Here is a 12,657-nt window from a genome sequence, read left to right as displayed (position 1 = left end):
GATCAGCCCAGCACGAGCCCGCGTGCCGCGGTGCTCCCACCGTCGACCGGCAGGTTGATGCCGGTGACGAACTCGGACTCGACGCTGGCGAGGTACAGCGCGGCGTAGGCGACGTCGGTGGCGGTGCCGAGACGCGTGAGGTGCATGCCCTCGAGGCGTCGACGACGGTCGCCGTCGAGACCGGCATCGCGACGGTCGTGCAGGATGTAACCGGGGCTGACCGTGTTGCACCGCACGTTGTCCTTGGCGTAGTCGACGGCGATGGAGCGGGTGAGCGCGTTCATCCCGCCCTTGCTGGCCGCGTAGGCGGCGAGGCCGGGCGTGCCGCGTTCCGCGGCGCGCGACGAGACGTTCACGATCGATCCGTGGCCCGCCTCGACCATCGCCGGGATGGCAGCGCGGCACAGCCACGCCACGGCCGTGAGGTTCACCCGCAACGTCGCCTCCCAGGCTTCGGTGGTGACCAGGGTGACGGGACCGTCGCGACCGTCGCCACTGGTGACCGCGTTGTTGACGAGCACGGTGAGGCCGCCGAACCGCTCGACGGCGGTGGCGACGAGCGAGTCGCACGCAGCCTCGTCGGCGAGATCCACGGCTGTGAAGGTCGCGTCGCCTCCTTCGTCCGCGATCGCCGCGGCCATTCGTTCGCCCCGTTCGTGATCGCGACCGGTGACGACGACCCGAGCCCCCTCTCGCGCGAACAGACGCGCCACGGTTCGTCCCAGGCCCGAGGTGGAGCCGGTGACGATGGCGACCTCACCGGCGAGTCGACCACCTGTAAGTCCAGCCGAACGACGCTCGGTCATGATCGCGACCGAAGTTACTAGCCTCTGTCACATGGAACGGCGTGCGATGGGACTGCTCGCAGGTCAGAAGGGACTGGTCACGGGCGGCGGATCGGGCATCGGACGCGCGACGTGCCTTCGCATGGCGGAGGAGGGCGCGACCGTGGCGGTCGTCGACGTCGACGGCGAGCGGGCCGAAGCCGTGGCCAAGGAGGTCGACGGCCACGCGTACGCGGTGGACGTCACCGATGCGGGGGCGTTGGCCGAGGCCGCGCGCGAGGCCGCCGACCGCATGGGGGGCCTGACGCTGCTGCTCAACAATGCCGGCACCAGCTTCCTGGCCCCGCTGCACGAGTTCCCGCCCGACGAGTGGGACCGCATTGTGCGGGTCAACCTCACGGGCGTGTACCACGGCTTCCGTGCTTGCGTCCCGCTGATGCTCGAGGCCGGGGGCGGGAGCATCGTGAGCACGGCGTCGATCAGCGGCACCCGCCCGGCCGCGGGTGAAGCGCCGTACTCGGCGGCCAAGGCGGGCGTGGCCGCGTTGACCGCAGGCGCCGCCCTCGAGTACGCACCCGCCATCCGGGTGAACTCGGTCAGCCCGGGCATGATCCGAACCCGCCTCACCGCACCCCTGCTCGACGATCTCCCCGGTCAGGAGGAACGACTGACCGCGCTGACGCCGATGAGTCGCATCGGCGAGCCGGGCGACGTCGCCGACGTCGTCGTGTTCCTCTGGTCCGAGCTCGCCCGCTTCGTCACCGGCCAGAACCTCGTGGTCGACGGAGGCATGACCCTCGGTGCCTCGGGGGTCGACGGACTGCTCGACTACCTCCTCCCGCAGCACGCGAGGGACATGGGCCGTGAGCCGCGCAGCCAGCCCCGGTGAGGCCGGCTGATGCCGCTTCTCGTCCGGGCGGGCGCGGATGACGTCGCTCACCTTTCTGGGCACGGGCAACTTCCTCGCTCCCGGCCGCTACTGGAACAGCTTCGTCGTCGACACCAACATCCTCGTCGAGCCGGCCCCGACGGTGCTGCCCCACCTGCGCCGCTGCGGTCTCGCGGCGAAGGACCTCGAGGTCGTCGTCATCTCGCACTTCCACGCCGACCACACGTTCGGCTGGCCGTTCCTGCTGCTCGAGCTGTTGAAGTCGGGGCGCGACCGGCCGCTCTCGATCGTCGGACCGCCTGACGTCGACGCGTTCCTCTCCGACATGATGAGCCTCGGTGCGGTTCGCAACGTCCACGATGCCGCGCACGCGGAGCTCGACCTCCGCTACGTCGAGGTCGACGGGTCCTGGCAGGCGGCCGGGCCGTTGCGGTTTCGCGCCATCGAGGTCGACCACGTGCCGCACCTCCGCTGCTTCGGCTACCTCCTCGAACGCGGTCACCGCACGATCGCCTACTCGGGTGACACGCAGCCGTGCGCGGGGCTCGACGAGCTGGTGGGTGCGTCCGACACTGCCGTGCTCGAGTGCAACGGTCGACATCCCGAGCCCACGCACATGGACCTCGACGCGATCCGCGCGCTCCGCGCCCGCTTCCCTGCCGTGCCCTTCGTGCTCACCCACGTGGGTCCCGACGTCGACGCGTCGGGCATCGGGGACGCGGTGCTGCCCGACGACTTCGAGACGCTGAACCTCTGATCCCTACGACGCGCCGGCCCTGACGATGCGTTCGATCCGGTCGAGGAACCCGGGCCATCCGCCCGCCGCCAGATCACACTCGTGGGCGGAGGGAAAGCCCTCGTGCAAGAGCACGAGCCGCGTCTTGCCACCCTCGTCGCGAAGCTCGACAGTGACGCGCGTGTCCGTCCAGGGGGAGTCGACGCCTTCGATGGTCTCGGTCATGACGAGGCGCGACGGCGGGTCGACCTCGAGGTACACGCCGCTCTCGACGAACGGCCTCTCACCGGGCGGGCCGAACTCGACCCGGTAACGGCCGCCGGCGCGCACGTCGAGGTCGGTGACACGGACGACCCATCCGTCGCCGTCCTGGTACCACGACTCCATCGCGGCGCGGGTGGTCCAGACCGCGAACACCGCCTCTCTCGACGCGTCGATGAGCCGCTCGATCTGCAGAGTCGTGCCTTCTGTCATCGCTCCTCCTGGGTCTGTGCGTACCTGTCGATCCGGTCGAGCCGGCGCTCCCACAGCCGCCGCAGCTGCTCGATCCACCGGGCGGCATCTTCGATCGGCTCTCGGACGATCTCGCACCGGCGGACGCGGCCGGTCTTGACCGTGTGCACCACTCCTGCGTCCTCGAGGACCTGCACGTGCTTGAGCACCCCCCGCAACGACATCGCGAAGGACTCGGCCAGCTCCGTCACCGAGGCCGGGCCGCGACTGAGCCGGCGGAGGATCGCGGCCCGTGTTGGGTCGCCCAGCGCCGCGAACGTCTCGTCGATGGCTTGCCCGGGAGTCACGTGTGCCTCGGAATCATAGTGAACTGAATAGTTCACTATGGTCCGGTCGGAAGCGTGCGTCAAGAGCGGTGTGTCGCGGCGCGCCGCCACGTCGATGTGCGAGGTGAGCGTCGCGGGCCTCGCTCGTCGTCGAGGTCGATGCCGGTACGATCGCTCCTCCGAATGCGCGTGACGATGATGCTGGCCGACTCGGCCCAGGCAGTGGCGGGAAAGCTCTACGTCCTCGGTGGGGGTTGGTCGATCACCGGGCCGGAGCCGGCGCCGAGCGCGATCGCGATCAAGCTCGATGTCCCCTGGGACCAGGCGGAGGTGGCGCACCGGTGGACGCTGGCGCTCGTCGATGCCGACGGCACGCCGGTGTTCCTGCCCGCGCCCGACGACGGCCAGCAGCCGCTGCGCCTCGAGGGCGAGATCGAGGTCGTGCGCGGGGCCGAGAGCGCGCCGGGCATCCCGCTCGACTGGGCGATGGCCATCAACATCGGGCCCTTGCCGTTGCCGCCGGGCCAGCGCTACGTGTGGGAGCTGAGCATCGACGGCGAGAGCGAACCCGACTGGCACTTGGCCTTCAGCACCCGTCCGCCTCCTGCCGCGTGAGCGCGGTCAGACGCGCCAGGTCGTCAGGTGAGTTGACGTTGGCCAGGTCGTCGGCGCTCGCGTCGACCGCCGACGGCGCGAGCTCCGCGATGACCGGCTGGAGTCGTAGCTCGCCGGCTGCGAGGAGCCGCTCGCACACCTCGAGCGTGGCGAGGCGCGGGTAGCGCGCGCACAGGGGCTGCCACCGCCGGCTCACCCGGTCGCGCGCCACGGCGGCCGCGCCCGCCGGCGCGAGGGCGATGCGGTCCACGACCGGCCCCGCCGACGGGAGGTCGCACGCCAGCACCAGCACGTCGCCCGTGTCGAGAGCGGCCAGGCCCGTCGCGAGCGCGTTGAGCGGGGCATCGGGCCCCGGTCGGTCGAAGAGGACGGTTGCGTCGAGCGGGGGCAGCTCGATCCCGGGCCGGCTGATCACGACGAGCGACCGGCAGTGGCGTCGGAGGGTCTCGACGGCCCGCTCCACGAGGGTGCGGCCGCCGAGCACGACGCAGGCCTTGGGCCGTCCCAGCCGCCGCCCGGCACCGCCCGCGAGGACGATCCCGCCGAGGGTCAGCACCGCCGGCTCGGTGGCGCGCTCACGCGCTGAAGACGGTCGACAGCTCCTCGGGCACGACGACCTCGAACTGCGAGTAGGTGCACGTGCGCGGCTCACGCTCGGGTCGCCAGCGGCGGAAGTGGGTGGCGTGACGGAAGCGCGTGCCCTGGAGGTGGTCGAAGGCCACCTCGACGACGAGCTCGGGCCGCAGCGGCTCCCACGCGAGGTCGCGGCCCGCGTTCCAGCGGCTGGTGGCGCCGGGCATGCGCTTTCCTTCGGCCTGCTCCTGCTCGGCCGCGGCCCAGCTCGCCCACGGATGTCCCTCGAGCGCGTCGACGCGGTAGGGGGCCAGCTCGTCGACCAGCTCGCGGCGGCGCGCCATGGTGAACGCCGCGGTCACCCCGACGTGGTGCAGCGTGCCGTGCTCGTCGTAGAGCCCGAGGAGGAGGGAGCCGACGATGCCGCCGCTCTTGTGCCAGCGGAACCCTGCGACGACGCAGTCCGCGGTGCGCTCGTGCTTGATCTTCAACATGACGCGCTCGTTTTCGCGGTAAGGCTGGTCGACGCGCTTGGCGACCACCCCGTCGAGACCGGCGCCCTCGAAGCGGGCGAACCAGTCGGTTGCGACGTCGCGGTCCTCGGTGAGCGGAGTCAGGTGGATGGGGGGCTCGGCGTCGGCGAGCACGGCTTCGAGCTGCGCTCGGCGGGGGCCGAAGGGTTGGTCGCGGAGATCGTCGTCGCCGAGGGCGAGCAGATCGAACGCCACGAACGAAGCGGGCGTCTGCTCCGCCAGCATCCGCACCCGGGACTCGGCGGGGTGGATCCGTTGCAGGAGCGCCTCGAAGTCGAGGCCTTGCGGCGTGACGATGACGATCTCGCCGTCGACCACGCACCGCGCGGGCAGTTGGGCGCGAATCGGGTCCAGGAGCTCGGGGAAGTACCGGGTCAAGGGTCGCTCGTTGCGACTGCCCAACTCCACCTCGTCGCCGTCGCGGAAGACGATGCACCGGAAGCCGTCCCATTTGGGCTCGAAGACGAGCCCGTCGCCCTTGGGAAGTCCCGATGTCGCCTTCGCCAGCATGGGCTGGACGGGGGGCATGACCGGGAGGTTCATCCTTCGCCCTCCGACGGACCCGGGCCGGCGCTCCGGCGGGATTGTTCGCGCACCCAACAGGCGTAGCACCCGGGATTCGGCGATGTCACCCTGTCCAAACCCACCCGTTGCGTTTACCATTTCCAGGTTTCGAGCGGACGGAGGCGGGGTAGCCCGCCGCGCCGGCATTGTCAGAGCCCCCAGGGGGAGAGATTTGGCTGTCAGGGTGGAGACGATGCAGGCGATCGACGTGCGGTGGCGGAAGGACGCGGCTTGTCGCGCCTCGTCGCCCGACCTGTTCTTTCCGGTGGGAACGGTGGGGCACGCGTTGACCGAGATCGAGTCGGCCAAGGCCGTGTGCGCCGGGTGCGGGGTGCGGGAAGCCTGCCTCGAGTTCGCGGTGCTCACCAACCAGGAGTTCGGTGTGTGGGGCGGCACCTCCGAGGAGGAGCGCCGCCGCCTGCGTCAGGCCCACCGCGGCAAGGTCTTCGTCTCCTGATCCGCGCCGGCGCGGCCGCCCCGGGCCTTCAGCCGTCGGCCGCGGTGTGCGAGCCGGTCCAGGCCAGCAGGTCGTCGGCCCCCCACGAGTTCACGATCGACGACGCCGGCACCTCACACTCCTCCGCCCGCGCACAGCCGTAGCGCTGCCAGTTGAGCTGGCCGGGCGCGTGCGCGTCGGTGTCGATCGACACGCGGCAGCCCGACTCGACCGCGATGCGCAGGAGCCGCTTGGGCGGGTCGAGGCGCTCGGGTCGGCAGTTGATCTCGACCGCGGTGTCGAACTTCGCACACGCCGCGAACACCAGCTCCGCGTCGAAGGTGGACTCGGGCCGGCCCCGGCCGGCGAGGAGCCGGCCGGTGCAGTGGCCCAGGATGTCGACGTTGGGGTCCGCGACGGCCGACACCATGCGCTCGGTCATGGGCCGGCTCTCCATGCGCAGCTTCGAGTGGACGCTGGCCACCACGACGTCGAGGCCCGCGAGCACGTCGGCGTCCTGATCGAGCGTGCCGTCCTCGTTGATGTCGACCTCGATGCCCGTGAGGATGCGGAAGGGATCCAGCTCCTCGTTCAGCTCGGCGACGACGTCGAGCTGCTGCAGCAGTCGCTCGCGCGAGAGGCCGCTGGCCACGGTGAGACGCGGCGAGTGATCGGTGAGCACGAGGTACTCGTGGCCGAGGTCGCGGGCGGTGCGGGCCATGTCGACGATCGGGCTCCCACCGTCGGACCAGTCGGAGTGCGTGTGGCAGTCGCCCTTGAGGAGCGCGCGGATCGCAGCGCCCGGGCCCGTTCGCGGCGCGGTGGCCTCGATGGCATCGGACTCGAGCCGGTCGAGGTACGCGGGCGTGCCGCCCGCGAGCGCCTCGGAGATGACGCGCTCGGTCGTCTCGCCGACGCCCTTGAGCTCGCGCAGGCGCCCGGTCTCGGCACGCGCCCGGAGCTCGGCCGGGTCGAGCTGCTGGACCGCGGCGAGCGCGCCGCGGAACGCCCGCACACGGTACGTGGGCGCGCGCGACTCCTCGAGCAGGAAGGCGATGCGCTCGAGCGCCGCGACCGGGTCCACGGGGGGCGAGCGTACCGGGACGCCCGCGCGACATGATGAGGTCACGAGATCGGGCCTGTGACCAACATCGTCGTGCTGGCCGACACCCACATCCGAAGGGGCTCGCGCCGCCGCTTGTCGGACACCGTTCGTGCCGAGCTCGGGCGCGCGGACGTGATCCTCCATGCGGGCGACCTGCTCGTGCCCGAGCTGCTCGACGAGCTGTCGGGGTTCGCGCCGGTCCACGCGGTGCTGGGAAACAACGACCACGAGCTGGTCGGGTGCCTTCCCGAGCAGCTGGTGGTCGACATCGATGGCGTTCGCATCGCGATGGTCCACGACTCCGGCGCACGCGCCGGGCGGGCCGGTCGTCTGCGGCGCCGCTTCCCGGACGCGGCGGTGGTGGTCTTCGGCCACAGCCACGTCCCGATCGACGAGCTCGGCATCGACGGCCAGCGTCTGTTCAACCCGGGCTCGCCGACCGAGCGGAGGGGTCAGCCTCATCACACGCTGGGCCGGCTCGGTCTCGTCGACGGCCGGGTGGCGGTCCATCACATCCACGTAGTGTGAACGCGTGCGGAAGGCGTTGGGCGTGGTCGACGTGGTGTTCGCGCCGTCGCCTCTGCCCGAGGCCGCCCGCCGGGCGCAGGCGCTGGGTTTCGCGCACATCGACGTCCCGTGCGACTGGCAGGGCGACCTCGCGCTGCCGGTGGGCGACCGGATGGCGCACCCCTCGCCGCGTCCGCACTGCTCGTGCCCCGCTCCACCGGAGGCGGAGGGCATGTGGGAGCGGGCCGTGCGCGCCTATCGCCGCACCCCCGGCGTGCGCATGGAGCCGTGGCCCGGCTCGATCGTCGGCAGCGTGACCGCGGTGAAGGCCATGCTCGACGAGGTGCCGGGGCTGCGGCTGCTCGTCGACACGGGCCACGTGGCCAACTGGGGCGAGGACCCGGCGGAGTTGCTGCCGTGGGCCGACCACGTGCAGCTGCGCCAGGCGGCCAGGGGCGTGCCCCAGGCCCTGGAGGGCGACGTGGACTTCGCCGCGCTGTTCCGCAGGCTCGACGCCATGGACTACGGCGGTCTGCTCAGCGTGGAGTACTTCGACCTGCCCGACATGGGCTGGGGCCTCGACGACCCCGTCGCCCACGCCACCGCGCTGGCCGAGCAGCTGCGGCCGCTGTTGGGGGCGTGCGCGTGAGGGTGCTGAGCCAGTTCGGGGGCGGGATCTCCAAAGAGATCACGGACGCGGTGCCCGAGGTCGAGGTCGTCGAGGTGCCGACCGACGGCGACGTGGACCCCACGGTCGAAGGTGAGGTGCTGCTGGCCATGCACCGGTCGGCCACGCTGCCGGAGCTCGCATCACGCGGCGTCCGCTGGGTGCACAACTTCGGGACCGGGGTCGACGGGTTTCCGCAGGAGGTCTACGCGGGCCGCACCGTGACGTGCTCCCGGGGGGCGGGGGCGGTGCCGATCTCCGAGTTCGTGCTCGCCACCATGCTCGCGTTCGAGAAGGACGTTCCCGACGTCTGGCTGCACGAGCCGCCGAAGCACTGGTCGTGGGCCCAATTGGGTCAGCTGCACGGGCGCACGCTCGGACTGATCGGCCTGGGCGGCATCGGCACCGCCATCGCGTCGCGGGCGCTCGCGTTCGAGATGCGCGTGGTCGCCACCCGCCGCTCGCACGCGCCCAGCCCGCTGGCGGGCGTCGAGGTCGTGGACCTCTCGCGGCTGCTGCCTGCGGCCGACCACCTCGTCGTCGCCGCGCCTGCCACGGCGAACACCCGGCACCTGGTCGACGCGAGCGCGCTCGCGTCGGTGAAGCCCGGCGTGCACATCGTCAACATCGCGCGCGGCTCCCTGATCGACCAGGATGCGCTCCGCGTCGCGCTCGACGACGACCGGGTGGCCAGGGCCAGCCTCGACGTGTGCGATCCCGAGCCGCTGCCCGCGGGCCACTGGCTTTACGCGCACCCGAAGGTGCGGCTCAGCGCGCACATCTCGTGGAGCTCGCCGGACCTCTACAACCGCATCCTCGAGCTGTTCGTCGCCAACCTGCGGCGTTACCTCGCAGGTGAGCCGCTCGAGGGTGTGGTCGACCCGGTGGAGGGCTACTGAGCTGAGCGGGCCGGGCATCGCCGTCATCGGCACCGGTTTCGGCGCGCGGGTCCACGTGGAGGCGTTCCGCGCCGCCGGGTTCGTGGTGCGCGCCCTCGTGGGGCGCGATCGCGACAGGACCGCGCGGCGCGCGGAACGCCTCGGCGTACGCGCGCTCACGTCGGTCGACGACGCGCTCGCGCTACCCGACGTCGACGCGGTGAGCATCGCGACCCCACCGCACACCCACCACCGTCTGGTGCTCGACGCGGTCGCCGCGGGCAAGCACGTCGTGTGTGAGAAGCCGTTCGCGCTCGACGCCGCTGAGGCGCGTGAGATGGCCTCCGCCGCGGCGCGTGCCGGCGTCACGGGATTCGTCGGCCACGAGTTCCGGTGGGCGACCGAGCGTGCGCTCGTCGCGCGGGCGATCGCGGAGGGACGCGTCGGCGAGCCGCGGCTGGCCACGCTGGTGTCGTACGTGCCGCTCCTCGCCGACCCGGCCGCGCCCGCTCCCGACTGGTGGTTCGACAACGCGCGTGGCGGCGGCTGGCTCGGTGCTTCGGGTTCGCACGCGGTCGATCAGGTGCGCGTCTGGCTGGGCGAGGTCGAAGCCGTGCAGGGACGGTTGTCGATGACGTCCGCGCGCGACGGACGGGTTGCCGCGGCCGACTCGTTCACCGCACTGCTCGATACCGCGTCGGGCGCGCACGCGGTCGTGCAGCAGACGGCCGGCGCGTGGGGGCCGGCCACCGACGTGGCGCGGGTGGCGGGCACCGATGGCACCTTGTGGATCGACGCCGGGCGCGTGTGGCACGCGGACGCGACCGGCGCGCCGCGGTGCCTCGACGTTCCCCCCGACCTGGCGCTGCCGCCGGCGCCACCGGCGAGCACCGATCCGCGTCACCGCTTCACCCACCTCGAGCTGGGCCCCTACACGCGCTTGGCCGAGGCGTTCGCGGCGCGCATCGGTGGCGGAGAGCCGTCGTCACCCGTCGAGCCCGCGACCTTCGCGGACGGCGTGGCGTGCATGGAGGTGCTGGACCGGTTGCGTCAGCCCTGATCGGCGGCCCGGGTGCGCAGCACCCGCTCCACCTGGTCCTTGCCCTCGAGCAACAGGCGCCGGATGGGGGGCACGTCGATGCCCGATGTGAGCTCGGCGTCGGTGCGCGCCACGACCTCGGGCGTCGCCACCGCGGCCGGGTACATCGTGCCCGCGAAGGTGAGCGCCACCTCCTGGCCCCGCTCGCGCCACATGGGCCCGAGGGCGTCGAAGTAGGGGTCGACGTAGGGCGTCAGCAGGTCCTCCTGGTCGGGCTGCTGGAAGCCGCGCACGTGGGCCCGGAGCATGGCGAGCGCCGTGGCCGGGTCCTTGATGGCATCCCACGCGGCGGCCTTCGCCGCCGGGTCCGGACGCGCGGCGCGGGCGGCGGCCGCGTGGCGCAGGCCTGCGTCGGTCGGGTCGCGCTCGGCCTCGGCGTCGATCGTGGCCACGTCGAGGGCGCCCGCCGCAGCCAGCGACTCGATGACGTGCCAGCGGAACTCGGTGTCGATCGTCAGCCCGTCGACAGTGACCGCGCCGTCGAGGAGACCGCAGGCGTGGTTGAGGTGCGCCTCGTCGCGTGCCGCCGCCACGAACGCGCGGGCCCACGCCAGCTGGTGGTCGCTGCGCGGGGGCGCGGCACCCAGCTCATGCCACGCCGCGCCGGCCAGCCGCAGTCGACCCTGCTCGCGATGCGGCGGAGCCCCCAACACGAGCACCGCAGACGCCGCCTGGGTGAGAAGGCTCGTGATCACGCTGATCTCGGACTCGGTCGCGATGTTGCCGAGCACCACGTCGAGATACCTGCGTGCGGACAGCTCCGCGTCGCGGAGCATGTCCCACGTCGCGGCCCAGCACAGTGACCGGGCCAGCGGGTCGACGATTCGTCCGAGGTGCGCGGTGACGGTGGCGAGCGAGCGTTCGTCGAAGCGCACCTTGGTATACGCGAGGTCGTCGTCGTTCACGAGCACGAGGTCGGGCACCTGCCGTCCGTCCAGCTCGGGGACGACGGTGCGTTCCCCGTCGACGTCGATCTCGACCCGCTGGTGTCGGGTGAGCTGCTCGCCGTCGCGGTCGTAGAGGCCGATGGCGATGCGGTGCGGGCGCAGCACGTCGTGCCCGGGAGGGGCGGTCTGCACCACCGCGAACGACGAGAAGCAGGGCGTCTGCCCGCTCCCGGCGGCCGTGTCGAACGAGGCCTGCACGGTGTTGACCCCTGCGGTCTCCAGCCAACGGGCGGACCAGTCGTCGAGGTCGCGACCCGACGTCTCCTCGAGCGCGGCGAGGAAGTCCGCCAGCTCGGTGTTGGCCCATTCATGGCGACGGAAGTAGTCCGCACAACCGCGCAGGAACGCCTCGTCGCCCACCCAGGCGACCAGCTGGCGCAACACCGACGCCCCCTTCGCGTAGGTGATGCCGTCGAAGTTCACGTGCACCGCGTCGGTGTCGACCATGTCGGCCGCAATGGGGTGGGTGGTCGGCAGCTGGTCCTGGCGGTAGGCCCATGTCTTCCACGCGTTGGCGAACGTCGTCCACGAGCCGCGGAAGCGCGTGGCCTCGGCCTGGGCCAGGATCGACGCGTAGGTGGCGAAGCTCTCGTTGAGCCAGAGGTCGTCCCACCACCGCATGGTGACGAGGTCGCCGAACCACATGTGCGCCAGCTCGTGAAGGATCGTCTCTGCCCGCCGCTCCCGCTCGGCGTCGGTGACCTTCGACCGGAACACATAGGCCTCGAGGAACGTGACGCACGCCGCGTTTTCCATCGCGCCGGCGTTGAACTCGGGCACGAACACCTGGTCGTACTTCTCGAACGGGTACTTGTGGTCGAACACCCGCTCGTAGAAGTCGAGCCCCTGCGCGGTGACCTCGACGATCTCGCCCGCGTCGAGGTGCTCGGCAAGCGACTGCCGGCAATAGACGCCGAGGTCGATGCCGCGGTGCGAGCTGCGCTCGACGTGGTACGGCCCGGCGACGACCGCGGTGATGTAGGTGGGCAGCAGGAAGGTCGGCGCGAACGTCCAGTCGCCCGCCTCGCCCTCGACCGGTTGCTTCACCGCGGGCGTGTTGGCGACCACCAGCCAGCCGGCAGGGGCGCGCACGGCCAGCGCGAAGACCGCCTTGAGGTCGGGTTGGTCGAAGCACGGGTAGACGCGATGGGCGTCGAACGGCTCGAAGTGAGTGAAGAGGTACACGCTGCCGTCGACGGGGTCGACGAAGCGGTGCAGGCCGACGCCGGTGTGCTCGTACGCACAACGCGCCCGTACCGTCAGCACGTTGTCGGCGTCGAGCTCGTCGACGTGGATGCGGTTGCCGTCGAAGGCGCCCGCCCGGAGCGGCCGTCCGTTCAGCGCTGCGCTCGTGACCTCGGGTGCGACGAGGTCGACGAACGTGCTCGCGCCCGGCTCTCTGCACCGGAAGCGGATGGTCGTCGTGCAGCCGAAGGTCTCCTCGCCGGTCGTGAGGTCGAGAGCGATGTCGTAGGACAGATCGGAGAGGAGCGAGGCTCGTGTGCGCGCTTCGTCGCGCGTCAGGTTGTTCTCGCTCACATGCC

The 12,657-nt window shown here is 71.7% G+C and carries 15 protein-coding genes; 8 read left to right on the top strand and 7 right to left on the bottom strand.

The window, feature by feature from the left end:
* Positions 1-2 precede the first annotated feature (2 nt).
* Positions 3-806 carry a glucose 1-dehydrogenase gene (locus tag E6G06_09360; GenBank protein ID TML91651.1) on the bottom strand — a complete coding sequence of 268 codons (804 nt, stop codon included), beginning with the start codon at positions 804-806 and terminating at the stop codon, positions 3-5.
* Between E6G06_09360 and E6G06_09355 the strand changes: the two genes are divergently transcribed.
* Together E6G06_09355 and E6G06_09350 are read left to right on the top strand one after the other, a co-directional pair.
* Positions 748-1,674 carry an SDR family oxidoreductase gene (locus tag E6G06_09355; GenBank protein ID TML91650.1) on the top strand — a complete coding sequence of 309 codons (927 nt, stop codon included), beginning with the start codon at positions 748-750 and terminating at the stop codon, positions 1,672-1,674. The two genes, E6G06_09360 and E6G06_09355, sit on opposite strands and share 59 nt — an antisense overlap.
* A gap of 37 nt (positions 1,675-1,711) precedes the next feature.
* Positions 1,712-2,431, top strand: a complete 720-nt coding sequence (locus tag E6G06_09350) for a ribonuclease Z (GenBank protein ID TML91649.1) — start codon at positions 1,712-1,714, stop codon at positions 2,429-2,431.
* 3 nt (positions 2,432-2,434) lie between these two features.
* On the opposite strand, the gene E6G06_09345 is transcribed toward E6G06_09350, so the two are convergent.
* Positions 2,435-2,884: an SRPBCC domain-containing protein gene (locus tag E6G06_09345; protein ID TML91648.1), complete on the bottom strand. Its 450-nt coding sequence runs from the start codon at positions 2,882-2,884 to the stop codon at positions 2,435-2,437.
* Entirely contained in the window at positions 2,881-3,210 is a 330-nt protein-coding gene (locus E6G06_09340) for a winged helix-turn-helix transcriptional regulator (GenBank protein TML91647.1), read from the bottom strand. The genes E6G06_09345 and E6G06_09340 overlap by 4 nt, the downstream gene beginning before the upstream one ends.
* Positions 3,211-3,372: 162 nt before the next feature.
* On the opposite strand from E6G06_09340, the gene E6G06_09335 reads away from it, so the two are divergent.
* Positions 3,373-3,804 carry a hypothetical protein gene (locus E6G06_09335; protein TML91646.1) on the top strand — a complete coding sequence of 144 codons (432 nt, stop codon included), beginning with the start codon at positions 3,373-3,375 and terminating at the stop codon, positions 3,802-3,804.
* Here E6G06_09335 and E6G06_09330 read toward each other — a convergent pair.
* Both E6G06_09330 and E6G06_09325 read right to left on the bottom strand, forming a co-directional pair.
* On the bottom strand, positions 3,776-4,456 hold the full coding sequence (locus tag E6G06_09330; protein TML91645.1) for a molybdenum cofactor guanylyltransferase: 681 nt from the start codon (positions 4,454-4,456) through the stop codon (positions 3,776-3,778). The genes E6G06_09335 and E6G06_09330 overlap by 29 nt on opposite strands.
* Complete coding sequence (locus tag E6G06_09325) at positions 4,380-5,453, bottom strand: ATP-dependent DNA ligase (protein ID TML91644.1); 1,074 nt, start codon at positions 5,451-5,453, stop codon at positions 4,380-4,382. Before E6G06_09325 ends, E6G06_09330 begins: the two co-directional genes overlap by 77 nt.
* Positions 5,454-5,682: 229 nt before the next feature.
* Here E6G06_09325 and E6G06_09320 point away from each other — a divergent pair, with 229 nt between their 5' ends.
* Entirely contained in the window at positions 5,683-5,931 is a 249-nt protein-coding gene (locus E6G06_09320; GenBank protein TML91714.1) for a WhiB family transcriptional regulator, read from the top strand.
* 28 nt (positions 5,932-5,959) lie between these two features.
* On the opposite strand, the gene E6G06_09315 is transcribed toward E6G06_09320, so the two are convergent.
* Entirely contained in the window at positions 5,960-6,994 is a 1,035-nt protein-coding gene (locus E6G06_09315; protein TML91643.1) for a PHP domain-containing protein, read from the bottom strand.
* Between the two features lie 66 nt (positions 6,995-7,060).
* Between E6G06_09315 and E6G06_09310 the strand changes: the two genes are divergently transcribed.
* From E6G06_09310 to E6G06_09295, 4 genes are read left to right on the top strand one after another with little or no spacing between them, the layout of a single operon-like run.
* On the top strand, positions 7,061-7,543 hold the full coding sequence (locus E6G06_09310; GenBank protein ID TML91713.1) for a metallophosphoesterase family protein: 483 nt from the start codon (positions 7,061-7,063) through the stop codon (positions 7,541-7,543).
* A 4-nt stretch (positions 7,544-7,547) separates the two neighbouring features.
* Positions 7,548-8,171, top strand: a complete 624-nt coding sequence (locus E6G06_09305) for a sugar phosphate isomerase/epimerase (protein TML91642.1) — start codon at positions 7,548-7,550, stop codon at positions 8,169-8,171.
* Complete coding sequence (locus E6G06_09300; GenBank protein ID TML91641.1) at positions 8,168-9,088, top strand: hypothetical protein; 921 nt, start codon at positions 8,168-8,170, stop codon at positions 9,086-9,088. Before E6G06_09305 ends, E6G06_09300 begins: the two co-directional genes overlap by 4 nt.
* A 1-nt stretch (position 9,089) precedes the next feature.
* Positions 9,090-10,127: a Gfo/Idh/MocA family oxidoreductase gene (locus E6G06_09295; protein ID TML91712.1), complete on the top strand. Its 1,038-nt coding sequence runs from the start codon at positions 9,090-9,092 to the stop codon at positions 10,125-10,127.
* Here the strand turns inward: E6G06_09295 and pepN are convergent.
* Positions 10,118-12,652 carry an aminopeptidase N gene (gene pepN, locus E6G06_09290; GenBank protein TML91640.1) on the bottom strand — a complete coding sequence of 845 codons (2,535 nt, stop codon included), beginning with the start codon at positions 12,650-12,652 and terminating at the stop codon, positions 10,118-10,120. The two genes, E6G06_09295 and pepN, sit on opposite strands and share 10 nt — an antisense overlap.
* Positions 12,653-12,657 lie beyond the last annotated feature (5 nt).

The sequence above is a fragment of the Actinomycetota bacterium genome, from assembly GCA_005888325.1.
Classification (GTDB): Bacteria; Actinomycetota; Acidimicrobiia; order Acidimicrobiales; family AC-14; genus AC-14.
The sequence above is the reverse complement of the archived record's forward strand: the minus strand, read 5'-3'. Positions and strand labels throughout refer to the sequence as shown.

Excerpts from the sequence above, each read along its gene's own strand:
- E6G06_09345 (TML91648.1), bottom strand. The coding sequence starts at position 2,884 with ATGACAGAAGGCACGACTCTGCAGATCGAGCGGCTCATCGACGCGTCG.
- E6G06_09325 (TML91644.1), bottom strand. The coding sequence starts at position 5,453 with ATGAACCTCCCGGTCATGCCCCCCGTCCAGCCCATGCTGGCGAAGGCG.
- E6G06_09335 (TML91646.1), top strand. The coding sequence starts at position 3,373 with ATGCGCGTGACGATGATGCTGGCCGACTCGGCCCAGGCAGTGGCGGGA.
- E6G06_09350 (TML91649.1), top strand. The coding sequence starts at position 1,712 with ATGACGTCGCTCACCTTTCTGGGCACGGGCAACTTCCTCGCTCCCGGC.
- E6G06_09360 (TML91651.1), bottom strand. The coding sequence starts at position 806 with ATGACCGAGCGTCGTTCGGCTGGACTTACAGGTGGTCGACTCGCCGGT.
- E6G06_09355 (TML91650.1), top strand. The coding sequence starts at position 748 with ATGGCGACCTCACCGGCGAGTCGACCACCTGTAAGTCCAGCCGAACGA.